The 21,747-nt window shown below is 70.8% G+C and carries 21 protein-coding genes; 10 read left to right on the top strand and 11 right to left on the bottom strand.

The annotated features are described in order from the left end of the window. Positions 1-41: 41 nt before the first annotated feature. The 6 genes from purH to sucC form a co-directional block, all read right to left on the bottom strand. Complete coding sequence (gene purH, locus JJ683_RS11485; RefSeq protein ID WP_200174232.1) at positions 42-1,622, bottom strand: bifunctional phosphoribosylaminoimidazolecarboxamide formyltransferase/IMP cyclohydrolase; 1,581 nt, start codon at positions 1,620-1,622, stop codon at positions 42-44. A 17-nt stretch (positions 1,623-1,639) separates the two neighbouring features. Further along, on the bottom strand, positions 1,640-2,230 hold the full coding sequence (gene purN, locus JJ683_RS11480) for a phosphoribosylglycinamide formyltransferase (RefSeq protein WP_372435289.1): 591 nt from the start codon (positions 2,228-2,230) through the stop codon (positions 1,640-1,642). Between the two features lie 93 nt (positions 2,231-2,323). Beyond that, on the bottom strand, positions 2,324-3,739 hold the full coding sequence (locus tag JJ683_RS11475; RefSeq protein ID WP_200174211.1) for a cell division protein PerM: 1,416 nt from the start codon (positions 3,737-3,739) through the stop codon (positions 2,324-2,326). Positions 3,740-3,829: 90 nt separating this feature from the next. After that, on the bottom strand, positions 3,830-4,774 hold the full coding sequence (locus JJ683_RS11470) for a DUF5336 domain-containing protein (protein WP_307810873.1): 945 nt from the start codon (positions 4,772-4,774) through the stop codon (positions 3,830-3,832). Positions 4,775-5,146: 372 nt separating this feature from the next. Then, on the bottom strand, positions 5,147-6,049 hold the full coding sequence (gene sucD / locus JJ683_RS11465; RefSeq protein WP_200174208.1) for a succinate--CoA ligase subunit alpha: 903 nt from the start codon (positions 6,047-6,049) through the stop codon (positions 5,147-5,149). A gap of 11 nt (positions 6,050-6,060) precedes the next feature. Next, positions 6,061-7,224, bottom strand: a complete 1,164-nt coding sequence (gene sucC / locus JJ683_RS11460) for an ADP-forming succinate--CoA ligase subunit beta (RefSeq protein WP_200174206.1) — start codon at positions 7,222-7,224, stop codon at positions 6,061-6,063. Between the two features lie 647 nt (positions 7,225-7,871). Here sucC and JJ683_RS11455 point away from each other — a divergent pair. After that, positions 7,872-8,768, top strand: coding sequence for a M23 family metallopeptidase (locus JJ683_RS11455; RefSeq protein ID WP_307810878.1), 897 nt, complete (start codon positions 7,872-7,874; stop codon positions 8,766-8,768). A 140-nt stretch (positions 8,769-8,908) separates the two neighbouring features. Here the strand turns inward: JJ683_RS11455 and JJ683_RS11450 are convergent, their stop codons facing one another. Continuing rightward, positions 8,909-11,467, bottom strand: coding sequence for a UvrD-helicase domain-containing protein (locus JJ683_RS11450; RefSeq protein WP_200174201.1), 2,559 nt, complete (start codon positions 11,465-11,467; stop codon positions 8,909-8,911). A gap of 214 nt (positions 11,468-11,681) precedes the next feature. Between JJ683_RS11450 and JJ683_RS11445 the strand changes: the two genes are divergently transcribed. The 5 genes from JJ683_RS11445 to pgi all read left to right on the top strand — a co-directional run bounded on the left by JJ683_RS11445 (position 11,682) and on the right by pgi (position 15,845). Beyond that, positions 11,682-11,978 carry a chorismate mutase gene (locus tag JJ683_RS11445; RefSeq protein ID WP_200174228.1) on the top strand — a complete coding sequence of 99 codons (297 nt, stop codon included), beginning with the start codon at positions 11,682-11,684 and terminating at the stop codon, positions 11,976-11,978. 47 nt (positions 11,979-12,025) lie between these two features. Further along, positions 12,026-12,490 (top strand): Rv0361 family membrane protein, encoded by a 465-nt coding sequence (locus JJ683_RS11440; RefSeq protein WP_200174200.1) that lies wholly within the window; start codon positions 12,026-12,028, stop codon positions 12,488-12,490. 146 nt (positions 12,491-12,636) lie between these two features. Further along, positions 12,637-13,188, top strand: coding sequence for an Rv0361 family membrane protein (locus JJ683_RS11435; RefSeq protein ID WP_200174197.1), 552 nt, complete (start codon positions 12,637-12,639; stop codon positions 13,186-13,188). Between the two features lie 169 nt (positions 13,189-13,357). Then, positions 13,358-14,038, top strand: coding sequence for an Rv0361 family membrane protein (locus JJ683_RS11430; protein WP_200174195.1), 681 nt, complete (start codon positions 13,358-13,360; stop codon positions 14,036-14,038). Positions 14,039-14,159: 121 nt separating this feature from the next. Next, positions 14,160-15,845, top strand: coding sequence for a glucose-6-phosphate isomerase (pgi, locus tag JJ683_RS11425; protein ID WP_200174193.1), 1,686 nt, complete (start codon positions 14,160-14,162; stop codon positions 15,843-15,845). A 57-nt stretch (positions 15,846-15,902) separates the two neighbouring features. Here pgi and JJ683_RS11420 read toward each other — a convergent pair whose 3' ends face one another. Further along, on the bottom strand, positions 15,903-16,775 hold the full coding sequence (locus JJ683_RS11420; RefSeq protein WP_200174191.1) for a DNA-formamidopyrimidine glycosylase family protein: 873 nt from the start codon (positions 16,773-16,775) through the stop codon (positions 15,903-15,905). A gap of 118 nt (positions 16,776-16,893) precedes the next feature. On the opposite strand from JJ683_RS11420, the gene JJ683_RS11415 reads away from it, so the two are divergent. Genes JJ683_RS11415 through JJ683_RS11400 form a run of 4 tightly spaced genes read left to right on the top strand, consistent with a single transcriptional unit; the run spans position 16,894 to position 19,443 of the window. Then, positions 16,894-17,688 (top strand): thymidylate synthase, encoded by a 795-nt coding sequence (locus tag JJ683_RS11415; protein WP_372435288.1) that lies wholly within the window; start codon positions 16,894-16,896, stop codon positions 17,686-17,688. Between the two features lie 2 nt (positions 17,689-17,690). Continuing rightward, a complete protein-coding gene (locus tag JJ683_RS11410) occupies positions 17,691-18,245 on the top strand; it encodes a dihydrofolate reductase (RefSeq protein WP_200174189.1) in 555 nt (184 codons plus the stop codon). A gap of 44 nt (positions 18,246-18,289) precedes the next feature. Further along, the gene (locus tag JJ683_RS11405) at positions 18,290-18,619 is read left to right on the top strand and encodes a VanZ family protein (RefSeq protein ID WP_307810871.1); all 330 of its coding nucleotides are present in this window, start codon (positions 18,290-18,292) and stop codon (positions 18,617-18,619) included. A 26-nt stretch (positions 18,620-18,645) separates the two neighbouring features. Then, positions 18,646-19,443, top strand: coding sequence for a glycoside hydrolase family 25 protein (locus JJ683_RS11400; RefSeq protein WP_200174188.1), 798 nt, complete (start codon positions 18,646-18,648; stop codon positions 19,441-19,443). A gap of 41 nt (positions 19,444-19,484) precedes the next feature. On the opposite strand, the gene JJ683_RS11395 is transcribed toward JJ683_RS11400, so the two are convergent. From JJ683_RS11395 to JJ683_RS11385, 3 genes are all read right to left on the bottom strand, one after another. Then, positions 19,485-19,910, bottom strand: coding sequence for a plastocyanin/azurin family copper-binding protein (locus JJ683_RS11395; protein ID WP_307810870.1), 426 nt, complete (start codon positions 19,908-19,910; stop codon positions 19,485-19,487). Between the two features lie 66 nt (positions 19,911-19,976). Then, positions 19,977-20,987: an NAD(P)H-dependent glycerol-3-phosphate dehydrogenase gene (locus JJ683_RS11390; RefSeq protein WP_200174186.1), complete on the bottom strand. Its 1,011-nt coding sequence runs from the start codon at positions 20,985-20,987 to the stop codon at positions 19,977-19,979. Between the two features lie 4 nt (positions 20,988-20,991). Beyond that, entirely contained in the window at positions 20,992-21,543 is a 552-nt protein-coding gene (locus tag JJ683_RS11385) for a hypothetical protein (protein WP_200174184.1), read from the bottom strand. Between the last annotated feature and the right edge of the window lie 204 nt (positions 21,544-21,747).

Genomic DNA, 21,747 nt, shown 5'->3' with positions numbered 1-21,747 from the left:
GACCGTAACCCGCGGCGCCCGGCGCCACGGCCGCTACGGCGTCAGTGCGCGAAGTGGCGCGCCCCGGTCATGTACATCGTCACGCCGGCCGCCTTCGCGGCCTCGATCACCAGCTCGTCGCGGACCGAGCCGCCCGGCTGGACGACGGCGCGCACGCCGGCCTCGGTGAGCACCTCGAGGCCGTCCGGGAACGGGAAGAACGCGTCCGAGGCGGCCACCGCGCCCCGTGCACGCTCCCCTGCCCGGCTCACCGCCAGCCGCGAGGAGTCCACCCGGTTGACCTGGCCCATCCCGACGCCGACCGTGGCGCCGTCGTGCGCCAGCAGGATCGCGTTGGACTTGACCGCGCGGCACGTGCGCCACGAGAACGCCAGGTCCACGAGGGTGGCGTCGTCGGCCGGTGCACCGGTGGCCAGCGTCCAGCCGGACGGGTCGTCGCCTGCCGCGCTGAGCACGTCGCGCTCCTGCACCAGCAGCCCGCCGCCGATCGGCTTCATCTCCAGCCCGGCCGCCGCGGGTGCCGGGGCGACCAGCACGCGGATGTTCTTCTTGCGGGTGAGCACCTCCACCGCACCGTCCGCATACGACGGGGCGATGATGACCTCGGTGAAGATCTCGGCGACCTGCTCCGCCATCTCCACCGTGACCTCACGGTTGGCGGCGATCACGCCGCCGAACGCGCTGACCGGGTCGCATGCGTGGGCCTTGCGGTGCGCCGCGGCGATGGCGCCCGGGCCGTCCTGCGTACCGATGGCGATGCCGCACGGGTTGGCGTGCTTGATCACGGCGACGCACGGCTGCGCGTGGTCGAACGCGGAGCGCCAGGCGGCGTCGGAGTCCGTGTAGTTGTTGTACGACATCTCCTTGCCGTGCAACTGCTCGGCCTGCGCCAGCCCGACGGGGCCGCCCTGGCCCACGTACAGCGCCGCCTTCTGGTGCGGGTTCTCGCCGTAGCGCAGCGACGCGGCCCGGCGCCACGTCGCGCCCTGCCAAGAGGTGAGCCCCTCCGGCGCCTTCGGCTCGGTCAGCGCCGTCATCCATTCCGCCACGGCCACGTCGTAGTCGGCGGTGTGCCGGAACGCCGCCGCCGCGAGCGCGGTGCGCTCGGACAACGTGAAGCCGCCCGCCCGCACCGCGTCGCCGATGTCGCCGTAGCGCGCCGGGTCCACCACCACCGCCACCGACGGGTGGTTCTTGGCCGCGGCGCGCACCATCGACGGTCCGCCGATGTCGATCTTCTCGACGCAGTCGGCCTCGGACGCGCCGGACGCGACCGTGTCGGCGAACGGGTAGAGGTTCACCACCACCAGCTCGAACGCCGCCACGCCGAGCTCCGCGATCTGGTCGAGGTGATCATCCTTGCGGGTGTCGGCGAGGATCCCCGCGTGCACGCGGGGATGCAGGGTCTTCACCCGCCCCTCGAGCACCTCGGGGAAGCCGGTGAGTTCCTCCACCTTGGTGACCGGTACGCCGGCGCCCGCGATCGCCTGTGCGGTGGAGCCGGTGGAGATGATCTCGACCCCCGCCTCCTGCAGCACCCGTGCGAGGTCCTCCAGGCCGGTCTTGTCGTAGACGCTGACCAACGCGCGCCTGATCGGCCGCCGGCCCGCGTCGCTCCGCACGCCCACTGGAACCTCACTCACAAGATCACGGCCTTCCGTCCGTCGATGGTGACACCGCGCGCCGCGATGGCCGAGACGACCTCGACCAGTAATCGCCGCTCCACGGTCTTGATGCGCTCGTGCAGGGTGGCCTCGTCGTCGTCGGCCTCGACGGGCACCGGTTCCTGTGCGAGCACCGGGCCCGTGTCCACTCCCGTGTCGACGAGGTGGACGGTGGAACCGGTGACCTTCACGCCGTACGCCAGCGCCTCGCGCACCGCGTGCGCCCCCGGGAACGAGGGCAGCAACGCCGGGTGCGTGTTGACGATCCGGCCGTCGAACCGGGCGACGAAGCGCGGCCCGAGGATCTTCATGAAGCCCGCCGACACGACGAGGTCCGGGCGATGCCCGGCGACTGCCTCGGCGAGGGCATCGTCCCAGAGTCGGCGTTCCGCGTACCCGCCGAGCGGCACCGTCAGCGCAGCGACTCCGCCCTGTGTCGCACGGTCGAGCGCCGCGCAGTCCCTGTCCGTGACCACCGCCTCGATCGCCGCGGGGAACGCGGGATCGGCGGCGGCGTCGAGCAACGCTTGGAGCAGGGTGCCGGATCCGGAGGCCAGCACCACGATGCGGGCGCGCTCCCGTGCCGGGTCAGCGGACGTATTCAGGGCTCGGACTCCCGGGGTGTGCTCGACGGATCAGCGGCGCGTTTCAGGCCGTGTTCAGGATAATCCCTCGCCGTCGTCGCCTGTCGGGGAGGGCGGGCGGCCGCTCCCCGACGGACCGCCCCCGGCCGCCTCGGCGGCCGTCACGGTGGCGGATCGCCCTGCCGCGCCTTCCGGATCCCCGTCGTCGTCCGTCGTTCCACCCGCCGGATCCGCGTCCGCACCGTCGGCGCTGCGGCGCGTCCTCCACCCTCGCGGCATGCGGCCGGCCGGCCACGCCGGGACTTGAACCCTGTCCCGCAGGAGCAGCACGACGGCCCCCGCAGCTGCGTTCCACCCGAGCACCGCGAGGGCGAACATGGGCGCGTCGACCCCGATCGGATCGAAGATCCCCACCGTCCCGCCCGCCAGGTACCCGAGCAGCAGCGCGCCGGCGGCCGCCACCGCGGCGACCGACACGACGTATCGCGCCTGGTCGGCGAGCGTGCGCCCGCGAACGCCGCGCACCGCCGCGCACCAGACCGCGATCCCCGCAGGAGCGACGAGGGCGACGGCCCAGAGCGGGCTGATCGGCGCGGTGGGAAGCACGCCCAGCACGGGCAGCGCGGGCGCCGGCCCCGGCGTGACGGCGAACAGGCTGAAGTCCGCTGCGCCCACGTGCGCCACCGTCCCCACCAGGACAGCGGCGCCGCCGACCGCCAGGTTGGGCAAATACAGCACCGACAGCACCACCAGGCCGATCCTGCCGACGGCGGAGGGCTCCGCGGCGAAACCGTCCTGTACGCGGGCCCATCCGGTGAGCAGGCCGAGGACCACCAGGACAGCGCCGGCCGCGAGCAGCGCGCCCAGCGCCACGGCCGCCGACCGCAGTACGGGCCGGACCGATTCCGGCAACCCCCACTCGACGGTGTACCGGCGCGCGGCGCCGAGCCCGGTGCCCACCGCGGCGGCGACGGCGTGCACTGCGGCGACGATGAGCACCGACGGCACGGCGCCGATGGTGGTGACAGGCAACGTGGCGGAGGCGTCGTCGATGAGCAGCGCCGCGACGACCGTGATCACTGCGGGCCCGCCCGCCGCGGCGCCGATGACGGAAAGGTGCCGCAGCGGCGGGTCGTCGGCGGCGGTGCTGCGGCGCGCATAGGTGGCCACCGCCGCCGCCAGCAGCGCAGTGGGCAGCAGTGGCAGTGCGCCCAGTTGCAGGTCGCCGATGTAGACCGGCGTCTGATGCAGCACCAGCCACATCGCGCCGACGGCGCCGGGCAGCCCGCCCAGACCGCCGCCCGCGGTGAGGAGCACCAGCAGCGCCACCGCGAGCGCGCAGGCCGCAGCGATGCCGCCGGGAACGAATGCCACGAGCACGAGCGATCGCTCACGGCCACGGCCGGACCCGGCCGGGTCGTCGTCGTGGGACCGCGCACCGGGGAGGACGTCGTCCCGTCGGGGCACGCGGCGCCTGAGCAACGTGTTCATCACCGGCCAGCGTCGCATCCCGCGGAGCGATGCGGCCGCAGGCGCGCCGTGGTGTGACCGGCGCGACCGCGGTCCGCCCGAGCGCCGGGGTCAGTCCGCCGGATCGTCCCGCCCGCCGGTGCCGGACGCCCCTTCACCGCTGCGGCCCGTATCAGGGACCCCGCCCTGCGGGGTGTCGCCCGCGGGCCCGGCACGGAACATGTGGGTCGGGTCTTCGGTCCCCTCCGGCTGCGGAGGCTCCTGCGACGGCCCGCCGCCCGGCTGCGGCTGTCCCGCATAGTCCGGTCGCGATCCTCCGTACGCCTGCTCCGCCCCCCACTGCGGACTGGCCGGGCCGTAGCCGTACCGGGGACCGGCGGTACCGGCCGGTGGCGGCCCGGCATGGCCCGGCTGCGGCCAGTACCCCTGGGCGAACGCCTGCGGCGGGTATCCCCCCGGCCCGTACTGCGGCCGAGGCGGAACCGGCGGCTGCTGCATGTAGCGCGGATCCTGCCCGGGAGGCGCCGTGTAGGGCTGCTGCGGCGGACCGCCGTACCCGTAGTAGGGCGGCGGCGCCGGGTACCGGTAGTCCTGCGGGCCCCGGGCCCCGGGCGACGGCGCGGAGCCGGCACGCAGGACGCCGGCGTCGACGAGCACCGCGACCGCGGCGAATCCCGTCTGCACCACCGCGATGCCGAGCACCACCCAGAACGCCCAGCCGGCACCCACCCCCGGGTCCAGGCTCCTGCTGATTCCGCCGAAGAAGTTGTTGATGTCGGAGAATCCCAGCGAGCACAGCAGCACGAGCACGGCCGTGGCACTGGCGACCGCGGACGCACCGAGGTTCGGCGTACGCTTCGGCAGCAGGCCCAGCGCGGCGATCAGCCCCGCGATGAGCACGAGCGCGACCACCAGCGGATTTCCGAACATCGAACCGAAGAAGTTGGGGGCGGTTCCGTCGTCAGCGCCGATATACGGGCCGAAGCCGAAGAAGAAGCCGGCCACGCCCGACAACGCCACCACGGCGGGCGCCGCCGCGGCCGCCCGCGCCAGCACGTCGCGGCCGCCGTCCCCGTGTCCCCGGACGCCGAGGGGAGCCTGCCCCGGCGGCGGACCGAACTGCTGACCGGCAGGGCCTGGGCGATTCTGTGCACCGGATTGTCCCGGCGCCCCAGGCTGCCCCTGCGGGCCCGACTGCGGAGCGCCCGGAGCGCCCGGAGCGCCCGGAGCGCCATAGCCCCCTTGCTGCGGATACGTCATCGCTTCCCCTCGTTCGGCTGTGCATGCAGGCTGCTTCACACTGCACGATACGGAAGGTTCCCGGGAAACGACTCCGCCCCGGCACGCGGATGCGTGCCGGGGCGGCTGCGGGCGGCCGTCGTCACAGACGGCCGGCCGTGCACAGGCGGAATGTCTGCGAGCGCCCGGTCAGAGCGCCTTGTAGAGCTCGCGTGCCAGCTCGGCCGTCTCGGACGGCGTCTTGCCGACCTTGACGCCCGCGGCCTCGAGCGCCTCCTTCTTGGCCTGCGCGGTGCCCGACGAACCGGACACGATGGCGCCCGCGTGGCCCATCGTCTTGCCCTCCGGTGCGGTGAAGCCGGCCACGTAGCCGACGACCGGCTTGGTGACGTTGGCCTTGACGTACTCCGCGGCGCGTTCCTCGGCGTCTCCGCCGATCTCACCGATCATGACGATGAGCTTGGTCTCGGGGTCCTCCTCGAACGCCTTGATGGCGTCGATGTGGGTGGTGCCGATGACCGGGTCGCCGCCGATGCCGATGGCGGAGGAGAAGCCCAGGTCGTTGAGCTCGTTCATGAGCTGGTAGGTCAGCGTGCCGGACTTCGAGACGAGGCCGATCGGCCCCTTGCCCGTGATGTTCGCCGGGGTGATGCCGGCGAGAGCCTCGCCCGGGGTGATGATGCCGGGGCAGTTCGGGCCGACGATACGGGTCTTCTCGCCCTTCTCCACGTTGTAGGCCCACGCGAATGCGCTGTCCTGCACGGGGATACCCTCGGTGATGACGACCAGCAGGCCGATCCCGGCGTCGATCGACTCGATGATCGCGTCCTTGGCGAACTTCGGCGGCACGAAGACGACGGACACGTCGGCGCCGGTCTTCTCCATCGCCTCGGAGACCGACCCGAACACCGGAAGCTCGACGTCCGCGCCGTCGACGGCCTTGTGGGCCACCGTGGTGCCGGCCTTGCGTGCGTTGACGCCGCCGACGATGTTGGTGCCCGCCTTGAGCATCAGCGCGGTGTGCTTGGTTCCCTCGCCGCCGGTGATGCCCTGGACGATGACCTTGGAGTCCTTGTTCAGGAAGATTGACATGTATGCGTCCCTTACTTTGCGGCGAGCTCGGCGGCCTTGTCGGCCGCCTCGTCCATGGTTCCGACGACCGTGACGAGCGGGTGGTTCGCCTCGGCCAGGATGCGGCGCCCGTCCTCGACGCTGTTGCCGTCGAGGCGGACGACCAGCGGCTTGTTCGCTGCATCGCCCAGGGTCTTGAGTGCCTCGATGATGCCCTCGGCGACGGCGACGCACGAGGTGATGCCGCCGAAGACGTTGACGAACACACTCTTGACCTGCTCGTCGCCCAGGATGACGTCGAGCCCGGCCGCCATGATCGTCGCCGAGGCTCCGCCGCCGATGTCGAGGAAGTTGGCCGGCTTGACGCCGCCGTGCTTCTCGCCCGCGTAGGCCACCACGTCGAGCGTCGACATGACGAGCCCGGCGCCGTTGCCGATGACGCCGACCTGGCCGTCGAGCTTGACGTAGTTGAGGTCGTTCTCCTTCGCCTTGAGCTCCAGCGGATCTGCGGCGGCAGTGTCCTCGAACTCCGCGTGGCCGGGCTGACGGAAGTCGGCATTGGCGTCCAGCGTCACCTTGCCGTCGAGCGCCAGGATCTGGTCGTCCGGCGTGCGCACCAGCGGGTTGACCTCGACCAGCGTGGCGTCCTCCTTGATGAAGACCTCCCACAGCTTCTGGATCGTCACGGCTGCGGCGTCGAGCACCTCGGAGGGCAGGTGGCCCTGCTCGGCGATGCTGCGCGCAAATGCGAGATCGACGCCCTTGACGGCGTCGACCGGCACCTTGGCGAGACGCTCCGGCTTGGTGGCGGCGACCTCTTCGATCTCCACGCCGCCTTCCACCGAGCACATGGCCAGGTAGGTGCGGTTCGCGCGATCGAGCAGGAAGGAGATGTAGTACTCCTCCGCGATCTCGCTGGCCTCGGCCACCAGCAGGCGCTTGACGGTGTGGCCCTTGATATCCATCCCGAGGATGTCCTGGGCGTACTTCTGCGCGTCATCCGGCGTGGCCGCGTACTTGACGCCACCCGCCTTGCCGCGGCCGCCGACCTTCACCTGGGCCTTGACCATGACCGGCTTGCCGACTTCCTCGGCGATCGTGCGCGCATCGGCGGGGGTGTCGGTAACACGCCCGGGCGACGTCGGCACTTCGTGCTTGGCGAAGAGTTCCTTCGCCTGGTATTCGAAGAGATCCATGTGTTCACCGTCTCGTCTACGTTTGGAGCCCCGCCCATGGGTCCGAGCGGGTGTGTTCGGGACAATATCGGCCGATTCAGCGTGGTCGATCTCATGCCCTGGCCGTTTGTGCAGCCCATCACAGGGCGCACAACGCCGCGAACATGGGCCCACCCACCTTAAGCGAGAGCCCGCGGCGCGATGCGCGCGGTGACCGCCGTGTGGACTGAGACGCCGGACACCGTCACCCCGACGCCGCCGCGCGACCGGCGCCGACTGCGCGGTGGACACGCCCCGGGAGACCGGCTTCGCGCGTATCGGCGGGGTGCCGTTATTGTTACCTCCGGCGATCGACCGTCGGCCGCGTCGGCCCCACAGGGACGCGCGTAGGCGGTCCGCGCACCGGCCACAAGCTGGAACTTCGCCGCTTCAGTGTGACACCGGACACAATCAAGACCTTTGTGACCGGCGTCGCTCCAGGTGGCGCGCGGACTGGAACAATCGTCCAGTCACAGTTTACGGAGCGGCGCTTGCCCCTCCGCGACCGTTTCGTTACGGTCAGCCAGGTAAATATCACGATCAGGTCACGAGTTGTGACGGTGTGTAACGCCGCGGACCGAGCCCTCGATCGAACCGATCCGCCACATACGAGGACCTGACTCTTGACCGTGCAGCGCGAGAACTCCGCAGGCGACGCCCCCGCCGCAGACGCAGCCGAAGCCCCTGCATTCCGCGATCTACGCACCCTTTCCGGTTCCCGTTCCCCGCGCGGCGGAGCGCACCGTGTTCCGCAGCCGCCGCACGCCGTCAAAGGCCGCGCAGCCGTGGTGGCCGTCGCCGCCGGCGCCGTCGTCGCCGCCGGACAGACATTGACCGATAGCGCGGCGGGCGCCCCGGCCGCAGAATCCCCCGACGCGATCGCGCTCGCCTCCGGGTCGAGCATGATCCTCTCGGACGTCGCCACAGGCACCGCTCAGGCCGCCGACAATGCCGCGGCCGCACTCGAGGACGCCGCCACCCCCGCCAATGCGGGAGTCGGCAGCGTGGGCGGCAGCGCGCAGGTGCTCGCGATGCCCGAGCAGGTCGAGCAGGCGGCCGAGACCGCCCGGCAGCTGGCCGTCGGCGCACGGTACGCCGCCGAACGCGCGGCCGCCGAGGCGATGGCGCGGCGCCCCCTGTACGTCAAACCGGCATCAGGCCAGCTGACTTCCCACTACGGCACACGGTGGGGCACCATCCACGGCGGGATCGACATCGCCAACGCGATCGGCACCCCCATCTACGCCGCCACCGACGGCGAGGTGATCGACGCCGGACCCGCCAGCGGGTTCGGCCAGTGGATCCGGGTGCGGGCGGATGACGGCACCGTCACCGTCTACGGCCACATCGAAACCATCGAGGTCAGCAAGGGCCAGCGCGTGCTCGCCGGCGACGAGATCGCGAAGATGGGCAGCCGGGGCTTCTCCACTGGGCCCCACCTGCACTTCGAGGTGTGGGAAAACGGCACCCAGCGGATCGATCCGCAGCCGTGGCTCGCGCAGCGTGGCATCTCGGTGGCGGGCTAGAAGCACCTCGCCCGGGGCTGAAACCCGGTCCGAGACGCAGCACCCCGCGAAGCCCCATCACCCGCAGGGCCCTGTTTCCCGAGGAGGCCTCCGCACACGCAGTGCATTCCGCCCGGTGCACACCGACCGGGCCAGCGTCGTCACAACTTCGTCATCGGAACTCCGCCGATGAGCATCAGCCGCACTTTGCCGGCACTGCCGAAGTCGATCGTCGCCGTGGCGCGATTGCCCACCCCGTCACAGGCGATGACCGTCCCGAGTCCGTACTTGTCGTGGTTGACCCGGTCGCCCACCGCCAGAACGAGATCCGCGTTGCGTGGACGGGCACTGCCGAATCCCTCCGACCGTTTGCCGTCGCCGATGGCACGCCCACCGCGCAGCCTGTCCCCCATCGACCCGCCGCGCGCGCCGGCCCCCGAGCCGAAGCCGCCCGACGCGCCGGTTCCCGGATCTTCGCGTCGCCACTCGAGCAGTTCCACCGGAATCTCCTGGACGAAGCGGGATTCCGGGTTGGTGATCGGCTGCCCCCATGCCGAACGCAGCACCGCCCGGCTCAGATAGAGCCGCCGCCGCGCGCGGGTGATGCCGACGTAGGCGAGCCGACGCTCTTCGGCGAGCTCCTTCGGGTCGCCGAGCGCCCGCATGTGCGGGAATTGGCCGTCCTCCCATCCTGTGAGGAACGCGACCGGGAACTCGAGCCCCTTCGCAGTGTGGAGGGTCATCAGAGTGACCATGCCGTCATCAGAGTCGGGTATCTGGTCGGCGTCGGCGACCAGCGACACGCGCTCCAGGAATGCCGCTAGAGAGCCGGGGGCGGGCAGGCCGTCGTCGCCGCCCGTTTCCTGGGGCCCATCGTCGGCGGCCGCGGCCGCCGCGTTGGCCGCGTCGACGCTGAACTCGTGGGCGACGCTGACGAGTTCGTTGAGGTTGTCCAGGCGGGCGCCGTCCTGCGGGTCGCTGCTGGCCTCGAGTTCCGCCCGGTACCCGGTGCGGTCCAGCACCGCCTCCACGATGTCGCCGACGGAGGGAGGCTCCGCGCCCGGCCCGGCCTCCTGCCCGCCGGCGGCGAAAGTGCGCAGCCCGTCGAGCAGCTCGACGAACCCTGAGATCGCATTTCGCGCACGAGTGTTGAGAAAGGCCACCTCACCGGCGGCCGCATCGCGCAGCGCACCGCCGAAACCCACCCCGGCGGATTCCGCATGCACCGACACGCACGCCTCCGCGCGGTCGCCGATGCCCCGCCGAGGCGTGTTGAGGATGCGGCGCACGCTGACCGTGTCCTCCTCGTTCAGCAGCACGCGCAGGTAGGCCACGACGTCGCGGATCTCCTTGCGCTCGTAGAAGCGCACGCCCCCGACCACCCGGTACGGGACCCCGAGCCGGATGAAGACCTCTTCGATGGCCCGTGAGGCGTTGTTTGTGCGGTAGAACACCGCGACGTCGCTGTAGCGGGCCTGGCCGGCGTCGACGAGCCGGTCGATCTCTGTGGCGATGAACGAGGCTTCGTCGTGCTCGTTGTCCGCGACATACCCGACGATGCGTTCGCCGTCGCCCTCGTCCGTCCACAGGCTCTTCTCACGCCGCCCGGTGTTGCGGGAGATCAGCGCGTTGGCCGCCGACAGGATGTTCTGCGTCGAGCGGTAGTTCTGCTCCAGCAGGATCGTCCTGGCGTCGGGATAGTCGCGCTCGAACTCGACGATATTGCGAATGGTGGCGCCACGGAACGCGTAGATGGACTGGTCCGCATCGCCCACCACGCACAGCTCCGACGGCCCCGGGCCGACGGGTCCCACGCCTGCGGGATCCTGGGCGGCGCCGTCGGCCACATGTGCACCGGCCAGCTCGCGCACCAGCACGTACTGCGCGTGGTTGGTGTCCTGGTACTCGTCCACGAGCACGTGGCGGAAACGACGGCGGTAGTACTCCGCGACCTGCGGGTGATTCCGGAACATCGCGACGGTCTCGCCGATCAGATCGTCGAAATCGAGCGCGTTCGCCGCCCGCAGCCGCCGCTGGTACGACGCGTAGACCTGCGCGACGAGTCCGGCGAAGCCCGCCCGCCCTGGCCCGCCGCCGGACGACGCGGCATCGGCCTCGGCCTGCCCCGGGCCAACAAGCTCGTTCTTCAACGCCGAGATCGCGGCCGTCAACGCGCGCGGAGCATGCTTTTTGACGTCGATGTCGAGATCCTTGGCGATCATCGTCACCAGCCTGCGCGAATCGTCGGCGTCATAAATGGAGAAGTTCGTGTTGATTCCGTCCACCAGCCCCGCCTGGCTGCGCAGGATTCGCACGCACGTCGAGTGGAAGGTGGCCACCCACATGGCGCCTGCACGGGGCCCCACCAGCGCCGCGACCCGTTCTCGCATCTCCGCCGCCGCCTTGTTGGTGAACGTGATCGCGAGCACCTGTCCCGGCAGCACTCCACGCTCCGCCAAGAGGTACGCGATGCGCCGCGTGAGCACCGTGGTCTTGCCCGAACCTGCTCCCGCGACGATGAGCAGCGGGCCGCCTTCGTGCACCACGGCCTGCCGCTGCGGCTGGTTGAGGCCCTCCAAGAGCTGCTCGGCCGGGTCACGCCCCTCGGACTGGCCGCGGCGGGCGGAGGCCCGCGCCGACGGGGAGGACGCCTGCCCGGGCCGGGCGGATGCACTTCCCTCGGACCGGGAGGACTCTGGGGCTGAGGAGATCGTATTCATCGCACGTCAACCGTACCGGCCGGGACCGACGTCTCCGCCACGGATGCGGGCCCCTCACGGCGCCAGCGGGGTCGGCCGGCGGAACGCGTCCGACGGCGCCTCGATCGGCACGGCCGGCCGGCGTGGCAATATGTGCTGTGCCCGTCCGGTCTGCGGACGTGGCCGAGCGTGCGGCAATGACCGGTTTCCAGCGGCGAGAGGGCGGGTGACGACGATGGCAGGCGGCGAATCGTCCGGCGACGAGGTTCAGGGCTCCCCCGGCGCCGAAAGGGTTGACATCGACGAGCTCCGCGAGGAGATCGACCGGCTCGACGCCGAGATCCTCGCCGCCGTCAAACGCCGCGCCGAGGTGTCGAAGCGCATCGGCCGCACGCGCATGGCGGAGGGCGGCACCCGCCTCGTCCACAACCGTGAGATGGCGGTCATCGAGCGCTACAGCGAACTCGGCCAGGAGGGCCACACGCTCGCGATGCTCCTGCTGCGCTTGGGGCGCGGCCGCCTCGGCCACTGAACGATCCAGCACGGCCGCGGCCGCACCCGAGGAAAGGAACGCCGAGTATGCCCGGATCCCGCACCGGAGACAGCGCCGTCGACCGGGGCCGCCCCGCGTGGGTGCGGCCGCTCGCAGCGGTCGTCGCCGTCGCCGTCGTGATCGGGATCGTCTTCGCGATCCTCGCCGCCACCGGGGCGCCACCGTTCGACGACGACGGCCCGCACCCCGCCGACGCGCAGCAGCAGGCCGCCATCACCGGGGTCACCCACAGCTACTTCGACGCGCTCAACAGCGGCGACGCAGCGACTTTCACAACGACGATCTGCCCGGACATGGCCGAGGCGTTCGGCCGGATCACCGACCGGGAACCGCTCGACAGCCCCGTCATTCCCATCGCGATCACCGACATCTCCGTCGACGGCGACGCCGCCACGGCGTCGGTGACCGTGCGCCGTGAGGGCGCCGACGACGACACGGAGACGGTCCACTTCCGGAACGTCGATGGTTGGCGGCTGTGTCAGGTCCCGTGACTGTCGAACGTGGCTCCACCACCGACGGAGCACCTCTTGACCTGCTTTTCCTTCACCCTACCGGCGTGTACAGGTAGAGTCCTGACGCCGGATGCGCCGCACCCCGGACCCACCGTTTCCGGCTGCGCTATCGACGAGGAGAACGCATGACAGAGCCCGACCGCGGAACGGACCGCCCCACCGGGCGGCCCGTCGGCTCCGGCGCACCCGCGACCGACGGCGTGGAGGCGCAGTCCGCGTCGGCACGGACCGGACGGCACCGCGTGGCCTTGACCATCGGTGGGGCATGCGCCGGGGTCGGTATCGTCGTCGCCGCGGTGTTCGGCGCGCTCTACGAGACCGGGACCGCGCCGTTCGACGACGCGGGACAGTCGACTGACGCCGCCATCACGAAGGCGACACAGACCTGGGTGGACGCGATGAACTCGCAGAACGTCGAGCAGATGCGCGCCTCCGTGTGCGCCGGCGACCAGGCGAAATTCGCGGACACGCCGAACAAGCCCCCGGTCTCCGAGCCGGTGCGCATCGACTCGGTGCACGACGTGGTCGTGTCCGGTGCCACCGCCACGGCGACGATGACGGCCTCCGTGGGCACGGGCCAGAACACACAGACCCAGGACTTCGCGCTGGGATACAAGGACGAGGCCGGCACCTGGAAAGTCTGCCAGTCCGCGGGCACCGCGCAAGCGCCCCGGTGACCCGCCCTTCCCACTGAGGCCCCATAGCCCCGCAGAACATGCACGCCCCTGACGAAGAACCAGTGGATCCCTTTCGAGAGACCTTCCGGCGCAAAGCATCCCGGCTTGGCGCACATCGACCGATCCGACCCCTGTATCGCCCATCCCGACCCTGAGGAGCTGCCCGCAGATGAGCACCCCCGACGACCCCCAGCCCCCCACGCCCGGCGACGATCCCCGCGGCACCCCGGGCTCCGAGCCTTCGCAGTGGGGTTTCGACTCCGCGCCGGGCTCCGAGGCGCATGGCGGACCCGACGCAGACGGAAGCCGGGCGGACGCGCCCCGCAAACGCACCGGACTCTTCGTCAGCGGCGGCGTCGCAGCGGTGGCGGTCGTTGTGGCCGTCGTCTTCGCGGTGCTCTACGGAACCGGGACCGCGCCGTTCAACTCGTCGGACGACGCCGACATCGAGGCCGCCACCGAGGACTACGTCAACGCCTTCAACTCCCAGAAGGTCGATGACCTCCGGGGCGCGATCTGCAAGGACGACGCGAAACAGTTGGACGGCTTGACGGACGGCCAGGGCAGCACCAATCCGATCACCGTGGAGAGGGTCGGCGGCGTGAGCATCGACGGCTCCACGGCAACCGCGAAGGTGACGGCGTCGGCCAAGGCCGCGGACGGCAAGCCCGACCAGGAGACGCTGACGCTCGGGTACAAGAAGGAAGGCGACGCCTGGAAGGTCTGCCCGTCCCTCGCACCGCCCGAGCAGGCCCCCGCACCGCAGGCACCGGCCGACCAGGCGCCCGCACCGCAGGCTCCCGCCGACCAGGCCCCCGCACCGCAGGCCCCGGCCGACCAGGGCAACTGAGTCGCAGCGGCCGCGGACGGGGGTCCGCGGCCGCTGGGATTTCAAGCGTGCGACATGTCACGCCCCGGCTAGGGTGGGCACGGATGCAGCACCGGACCCGGCTAAGGAGTGGCAGTCGCCCATGACCAACGGACAACCGCACGTCACCGACGAGACACCGGCTTGGGCGGCGCTGCGCAGCCACTACGAGACCATCGGCGACGTCTCCTTGCGCACGCTCTTCGCGAATGATCCGGAGCGCGGCGCGCGGTTGACGGTGGACGCGGCCGACCTGCACCTCGACTACAGCAAGCACCGGGTGGACGACGAGACGCTCGATCTGCTGGTGGCCCTCGCCGAGGAGCGCGGCGTGGCGCAGCACCGGGATGCCATGCTGCGAGGCGACCGCATCAACACCAGCGAGGACCGCTCCGTCCTGCACACGGCGCTGCGGCTGCCCGAGGGCTCCTCGCTGGTCGTCGACGGCGTCGACGTCGTGCCCGAAGTGCACGATGTGCTGCGCTCGATGGGCCGTTTCGCCGATGACGTCCGCTCCGGCGCGTGGCGCGGCCATACCGGCAAGCGCATCGCGACGGTGGTCAACATCGGGATCGGCGGATCGGACCTCGGCCCCGTCATGACCTACCGCGCTCTGCGGAGCCACGCGGACACCGTCGACGTCCGCTTCATATCCAACGCCGACCCGGCCGACGCCGTCGCCCGCCTGGACGGCCTCGACCCGGAGACCACGCTGGTCATCGTCGTCTCCAAAACGTTCTCGACGATTGAAACCCTCACCAATGCGACGGCGGCACGGCGGTGGCTCCTGGACGGACTGGGGATCGCCTCCGGCGAGCACCTGACCGACGAGGCCGCGGCAGCGGTCTCGAAACACTTCGCGGCGGTGTCCACCCACGAGGACCGCGTCCGCGGATTCGGCATCGACCCGGCCAACATGTTCGGCTTCTGGGATTGGGTGGGCGGGCGCTATTCGGTGGACTCCGCCGTGGGCCTGTCGCTCATGCTCGCGATCGGAGTGGAGGGCTTCCACCGGTTCCTCGCCGGCTTCCACGCCGTCGACGAGCACTTCGCGACGGCGCCGCTGCGCCACAATGCTCCGGTGATCGCCGCGCTGCTGGGGGTGTGGTACTCCAACTTCTTCGGTAGCGAATCCAAGGCCGTTCTGCCCTACTCCAACGACCTGAAGCGGTTCCCGGCGTATCTGCAACAGCTCACCATGGAGTCCAACGGCAAATCGGTGCGCGCCGACGGCACGCCGGTGCGCTCGTCCACCGGTGAGATCTACTGGGGGGAACCCGGCACCAACGGCCAGCACGCCTTCTACCAGCTTCTGCACCAGGGCACGCGGCTCATCCCCGCGGACTTCATCGGGTTCGTCGAGCCCAATGCGGACCTGCCGACCGCCGACGGCACCGAGATGATGCACGACCTGCTCATGTCGAACCTGTTCGCCCAGTCGAAGGTGCTCGCGTTCGGCAAGACGGCCGACGAGATCCGTGCGGAAGGCACGGACGAGGCGCTGGTCCCCCACAAGGTGATGCCCGGCAACAGGCCGTCCACCACGATCCTGGCGCCGCGCCTCACGCCGTCGGTGCTCGGCCAGCTGATCGCGTTGTACGAGCACACGGTGTTCGTCGAGGGCGTCATCTGGGGGATCGACTCTTTCGACCAGTGGGGCGTCGAGCTCGGCAAGCAGCAGGCGATCGAGCTGATGCCGGCGCTCTCCGGGCCTGACTCCCCCGTCGATCTCGGCGATTCGTCCACCACCGAGCTCGTCCGGCGTTACCGCGCCGGACGCGGACGGTGAGCTGAGCGCGCCCCGACCGCACGCACCGGTTCGAGCAGGACGGCACCTGCTTGAGGCCTACTTGAGCAGGCGGGACAGTCGTCTGTCCGCCAGGACCTTGCCGCCGGTCTGGCAGGTGGGGCAGTACTGCAGCGACCGCGCTTCGTAGGACACCTCGCAGATGATGTCGCCGCAGACCGGGCAACGCTCGCCCGCACGGCCGTGCACCGCGGCCGCCGCGCGCTTGTACGCCTTGAGACGAGCGACGTCGGCCTCCGCGAGTTCCCGCACCGCCTCGCCGAGGATGTCGCGCATCGCGGAATGCAACGTGTCGAGGGTGCGACCGTCCAGATTCTCCGCAGGCGCGAACGGCGACAGCCCGGCCCGGTGCAGGATCTCGTCCGCGTACGCCCCACCGATGCCGGCGATCTCCCGCTGATCGGTGAGGACGGTACGCAGCCGGCGCGCGCCTGCCGCGGCCAGCAGCTCGGCGAACTCGTCCCGGCCGACCGTCGCCGCGTCCGGGCCGAGACCCGCCACCATGGGCACATCGAGCGGGTCGGCGACCACCCACGCCGCCAGCGACTTGCGCGTGCCCGTCTCCGTGATGTCGAAACCGCCGGCCGCACCGTCCCCGTCCCCGCCGAGGTGCACCCTCAGGGCCAGCGGTCCGCGTCCGGGCCGCGCCGGCGTCGTCGGCAGTGCATCCGACCATTTCAACCATCCGGCGCGGGCGAAGTGCAGCACCAGGTACAGGCCTTCGCAGTCGAGCATGAGGCATTTCCCCGCGCGCCCCACCCGGTTGAGCACGCGTCCCTGCAGCGCGGAGATCGGCGGATCGAACGTCTTGACCACGCTCAGGGCGGCGACGTCCACACGCTCCACTGTGCGCCCCGCCGCGTGCGCGCGCAGAAAATGCGCCAGCGCCTCGATCTCGGGAAGTTCGGGCATGCCACGAGTGTGCCCGCACGGCCTCCGGTCCGCAGTGGATGGCGCAGAACGGCACGTCGCCGCCGCGGCACGCAGCCGCGCCGGGGGATTCCGGGCGGATAGACTCGTCGGCGTGGCGATCACGACGGCGTATGAGGACCTGCTGCGGCACGTCCTCGAGCACGGCACCCCCAAGTCCGACCGCACCGGCACCGGCACGCGTTCGGTGTTCGGCCATCAGATGCGCTTCGATCTGCAGGCCGGTTTCCCGCTGGTCACCACCAAGCGCGTGCACTTGAAGTCCATCGTCTACGAGCTGCTGTGGTTCCTGCGCGGCGACTCCAACGTGCAGTACCTGCGCGATCACGGGGTGCGGATCTGGGACGAGTGGGCGCGGCCGGACGGCTCGCTGGGCCCCATCTACGGGGTGCAGTGGCGGTCCTGGCCCACCCCGTCCGGGGAGCATGTGGACCAGATCGCCCAAGTCATCGAGACGCTCCGGTCCGACCCGGACTCCCGCCGCATGCTCGTCTCGGCGTGGAACGTCGGGGAGATCCCGCAGATGGCACTCCCGCCGTGCCACGCGTTCTTCCAGTTCTATGCCGCCGACGGCCGCCTGTCCTGCCAGCTCTACCAGCGCAGCGCAGACCTGTTCCTGGGCGTCCCGTTCAACATCGCCGGCTACGCGCTGCTCACCCACATGGTGGCACAGCAGGCGGGGCTGGAGCCGGGCGAGTTCATCTGGACCGGCGGCGACTGCCACATCTACGACAACCACGTGGATCAAGTGCGTACGCAGCTCGCCCGCGAGCCGTACCCGTTCCCCGCCCTCCACCTGGCTCCGCGCACGTCGATCTCCGATTACACCTACGAGGACGTCGAGGTGGTCGGCTACCGGCACCACCCGCGCATCAGCGCCCCGGTCGCGGTCTGACCATGCTGGGCATGATCTGGGCGCAGACCCGCGGGGGCGTGATCGGCGCGGGCGGCACCATGCCGTGGCACCTTCCCGAGGACCTTGCCCACTTCAAGGCGGTCACCGCCGGGCACCCCGTGATCATGGGGCGCGCCACGTGGGATTCGCTCCCGCCCCGGTTCCGCCCCCTGCCCGGCCGCCGCAACATCGTGGTGACCCGCGACCTCGGATGGTGGGCCGACGGCGCCACGGCGGTGCACTCGACCTCGGAAGCGCTGGTCCAGGCACGTTCTTCCGCATCGCCCGAGGCCTGGGTGACGGGCGGAGCCCAGATCTATTCCGCGCTGCTCCCGCACGCGGATCTGTGCGCGGTGACGGACATCGACGTCGACGTCGCGGGCGACACCCTCGCCCCCCTGCTCGACGCGCAGTGGGTCGACGTCGCTCCCGCGGAATGGCAGGTGTCCGCACGATCCGGCCTGCGCTACCGATTCCGGACGTTGCGACGGCAGGCGCCCGGCGATGCCGCCGCCGGGGCCTCGTTCCCCGACGCCGACCCCCCCGATGCCGAGTGAGATGGCCACGGTCGGGTATCCGCTCCGGCGCCTGCCTGCGTCCCGTGCCGCTGGCGGTGCTCATCCCCGTCAGCCTCGTGATGCTGTTCTCCCCCGGCTCGACCGTCCCCAGCGGCCCGCCGCACTCCGACAAGCTGGTGCATGCCGGGCTCTTCGCCGCGCTGGCGATCGCGGCGGTCGTCGCAGGCGCCGGATGGCGGAGCACCGCGGCGGTTCTACTGGTCTACGCCGCCGTGTCGGAGGTGCTCCAGGGCGTCCTGCCCATCCACCGTAACGGTGATCTGCGTGACGTCCTCGCAGACACAGTGGGGATCGCGTGCGGGATCGTCCTCACGCTCGTCGTCCGCCGATTTCGGGTTTTCCTTGGCAAGTGACCGATTCGTTACCTACGATCATCGTCATGCTGAAGAACCTGATGCGTCGCTCGCTGGTCCCGCTGTCCGCCGCGGCGATGCTGCTGGCTCTCACCCCCGGCACCGCGGCCGCCGAGCAGGGTGTGGACGTCTCGTCCTGGCAGCACCCGGGGGGACAGGGCATCAACTGGTTCTCGGTGCGCGGCAGCGGACAGCAGTTCGCCATGGTCAAGGCCACCGAGGGGCTCTATTATGTCAACCCGTTCTTCGTGCAGGATTCCTTGGGCATCCGCGCCGCCGGTCTGGCGCGCGGCACCTACCACTACGCGGACGTCACCGCCGACCCCGTAGCGCAGGCGGCCTTCTACTCGACCGTCGTCCTGGGACAGAACGGCCCGCTCGACCTCCCGCCGGTGATCGACCTGGAGGACGCGCGCGGCCAATCCGCACAGCACATCATCGGCTGGCTGCACGCGTACCTGGACACCGTCCAGGCGCTGACCGGGCGCCAGCCGATGATCTACACCGGCGCATGGTTCTGGCGGACCCACATGGCCAACACAACCGAGTTCTCCGAGTATCCGCTGTGGATCGCCGACTACAACGGCGGCGACGGTCCCACCCTGCCCCTACCGGGCGGCTGGCAGGACTGGGCGTTCTGGCAGTATTCCGATGCCGGCAGCGTCCCGGGGATCAGCGGCAACGTGGACGTGAACCACTACAGCGGCGCGGCCGGCCCGTTCGCGCGGCTGTCCAACAGCGACGCGCTCGGCTCGCTGGGATCCCTCGGTTCCGCCGCGTCGGCCGGAGTGGCCGGTGTCCTCGGAAACAAGACGGGGTCCTAGACCGTTCGTCGCGGACTGCCCCGTGACGACTCACCGGTCCGTCACGGCGTCACGGTGACCACCCCGGTCATGCCCGGGTGCAGCGTGCACATGTAGGTGTAGCGGCCGGGCTCGGTGAAGGTGTGCGTGTACTCACCACGCTTTTTCTGCCCGCTGTCCAGCACCGGATCCGCGGCGACGGCGCCGGAGTCGTCCGTGCCGGTCACGTCGTGGGGCACGCCGTTGTCGCGGAACTGCCAGGTGACGGTGTCCCCCACCTGCACGGTGATCTCTGCAGGCGTGAACTGCATGCCGGTGATGATGACGGTCCCCGGCGGCACGTCGTCGAGCGATGCGGTCGCGCCGGCACCGCTCGAGCAGGCCGCGAGCGTGATGAAGGCGAGCGCCGCGCACAGCAGCGCGGCAACGCTGCGCGGACGGGTGCGACGGCGCGCACGTGGACGGTCGGGATGAGTCTCGGTGAACACGCAACCCATTGTGCAACGGCGTACCGCCGGGGCGTGCAGGCGCTCCCCGGCTGCGCAGCCGCCCATCTAGGTGCTCTCGTGCTCGTCGGTGCCTGGCGGAACCGTCCCGAGCCCCGCGTAGGCCTGTTCCGGCGTGTGGCGGCCGGAGACGACGGCTTCGACCTCGGCCGCGATGGGCATGTCTATCCCGTACTCCTCGGCCAGCTGCATCACGATCGGCGCCGTCTTCACCCCTTCCGCCACCTGGCCGAGCTCCTTCGCCGCCGCGGCCGCGGACAGGCCCCGCGCCAGCGCCTCGCCGATGCGGCGGTTGCGCGACGCCGGACTCATGCACGTGGCGATGAGGTCGCCCATGCCCGTGAGCCCCATGAACGTGCGCGGATCGGCGCCCATCACCTCGCCGAGCCGCATCATTTCCGCCAACCCCCGCGCCAGCACCATCGCCCGGGTGTTGTCGCCGACTTTGAGCCCCTCCGCCATGCCCGCCGCGATGGCGACGATGTTCTTGAGGACCCCGCCGAGCTCGCAGCCGAGTACATCCGTATTGCGGTAGACGCGGAAACGGGGCGCGGCGAACAGCGGCTGCAACGCGGTGGCGACGTGTTCGTCCTGCGTGGCGATGACCGCCGCCGCGGCCATCCCGTCGATGATTTCGCTCGCGATGTTGGGGCCCGCCAGCAGGCCGACGGGGTGTCCCGGCAGACACTCGCCCACCACCTGGGTGGGCCGCATGCGACTGCCCGCCTCGAGCCCCTTCACCAGAGAGAGCACGGGCACCCAGGCGCGCAGCGTCGGCGCCACCTCGGTGAGTGTGGCCCGCACCGCCGACGACGGCACCCCCACGACGAGCACGTCGGCCCGGGACGCGGCGGACTCGATGTCGTCCGTCGCGTCGAGGGAATCCGGCAACGGCCGTTCCCCCAGGTACTGCCGATTGCGGCGCTCGCCGTTGATCTCCTCGGCGACCTCGGGCCGGCGGCACCAGAGCGTGGTCCGCGTGTTGTGGGCGGCCAGACTCGCCACTGTCGTCCCCCACGACCCGGACCCCAACACCACTACCCGCACCGGACGGGACATGCGATCACCCCTCGATCCTGCTCGACGCCAACCGTGCCAGGTCCAATGCGGCGGTGGGGCCACTGTGGGTCCCCCGCCCCGGCGGAAGCATCATCGACAACCCGTAGACGCTGCCGTTCTGCACCCACCACACCGTGGGCGCGGACACCGAAGTGGTGAACGCCCGCTCGCCGAGACCGTCGATGTCCTGCACCTCGCCGGCCTGCTGCGCAGACCGCTCCACCTCACCGTAGACGCGCATGATGTCCCCGTCGCCGTCGTTCTTCACTTCGAGGTCGACCACGGGCAGCGTTCCGCCCGCACTCCCCTGCCAGATGCAGCCGCCCGCCACCCGGCTGGTCCGCTCGATCGTCACGCCCGTCTTCTGAGTGATCTCGTCGCCCGTCAGCAGTGCGCACGGGCCGGAGTCGCTTTCGGTGTTCGGGGGGAGCTCGGGGCTGGGCAGCGTGATCGCGTCCAACCTGGCGTCGCTGGGCGGGGCGGGCGTATCCGAACACCCCGCGACTGCCGCACCGGCGACGAGCGCGGCGCCCGCAAGCACCCCGGTCCTGGTCATGACACTGTTCCGCACTCCGCTCCTCTTCCACGTCGACACGAGCAGAGTCTTTCACCGCCTGGATGTGGTGTCCACCACATTGAACAAACCGGCACTCCTGCCGCGGCGGAAGGCGAACTCACGAGCCGCTACACTCGCACACGCACAATCACGCGCCTGCCCGGGCGCGCCACAACAACACATGCACGGCGACGCGACGCACAC

This window comes from Tomitella cavernea (assembly GCF_016599145.1).
Lineage (GTDB): Bacteria > Actinomycetota > Actinomycetes > Mycobacteriales > Mycobacteriaceae > Tomitella > Tomitella cavernae.
Note: the sequence above shows the minus strand (reverse complement) of the source record. Positions and strands in the feature narration are given on the sequence as shown.

What these genes read in the sequence shown, in the direction of transcription:
- JJ683_RS11450 (WP_200174201.1), bottom strand. Translation starts at nt 11,467, where the DNA reads ATGAATACGATCTCCTCAGCCCCAGAGTCCTCCCGGTCCGAGGGAAGT.
- JJ683_RS11430 (WP_200174195.1), top strand. Translation starts at nt 13,358, where the DNA reads ATGAGCACCCCCGACGACCCCCAGCCCCCCACGCCCGGCGACGATCCC.
- JJ683_RS11410 (WP_200174189.1), top strand. Translation starts at nt 17,691, where the DNA reads ATGCTGGGCATGATCTGGGCGCAGACCCGCGGGGGCGTGATCGGCGCG.
- sucC (WP_200174206.1), bottom strand. Translation starts at nt 7,224, where the DNA reads ATGGATCTCTTCGAATACCAGGCGAAGGAACTCTTCGCCAAGCACGAA.
- pgi (WP_200174193.1), top strand. Translation starts at nt 14,160, where the DNA reads ATGACCAACGGACAACCGCACGTCACCGACGAGACACCGGCTTGGGCG.
- JJ683_RS11435 (WP_200174197.1), top strand. Translation starts at nt 12,637, where the DNA reads ATGACAGAGCCCGACCGCGGAACGGACCGCCCCACCGGGCGGCCCGTC.
- JJ683_RS11385 (WP_200174184.1), bottom strand. Translation starts at nt 21,543, where the DNA reads ATGACCAGGACCGGGGTGCTTGCGGGCGCCGCGCTCGTCGCCGGTGCG.
- JJ683_RS11445 (WP_200174228.1), top strand. Translation starts at nt 11,682, where the DNA reads ATGGCAGGCGGCGAATCGTCCGGCGACGAGGTTCAGGGCTCCCCCGGC.
- sucD (WP_200174208.1), bottom strand. Translation starts at nt 6,049, where the DNA reads ATGTCAATCTTCCTGAACAAGGACTCCAAGGTCATCGTCCAGGGCATC.
- JJ683_RS11475 (WP_200174211.1), bottom strand. Translation starts at nt 3,739, where the DNA reads ATGAACACGTTGCTCAGGCGCCGCGTGCCCCGACGGGACGACGTCCTC.
- JJ683_RS11390 (WP_200174186.1), bottom strand. Translation starts at nt 20,987, where the DNA reads ATGTCCCGTCCGGTGCGGGTAGTGGTGTTGGGGTCCGGGTCGTGGGGG.
- JJ683_RS11400 (WP_200174188.1), top strand. Translation starts at nt 18,646, where the DNA reads ATGCTGAAGAACCTGATGCGTCGCTCGCTGGTCCCGCTGTCCGCCGCG.
- JJ683_RS11440 (WP_200174200.1), top strand. Translation starts at nt 12,026, where the DNA reads ATGCCCGGATCCCGCACCGGAGACAGCGCCGTCGACCGGGGCCGCCCC.
- JJ683_RS11420 (WP_200174191.1), bottom strand. Translation starts at nt 16,775, where the DNA reads ATGCCCGAACTTCCCGAGATCGAGGCGCTGGCGCATTTTCTGCGCGCG.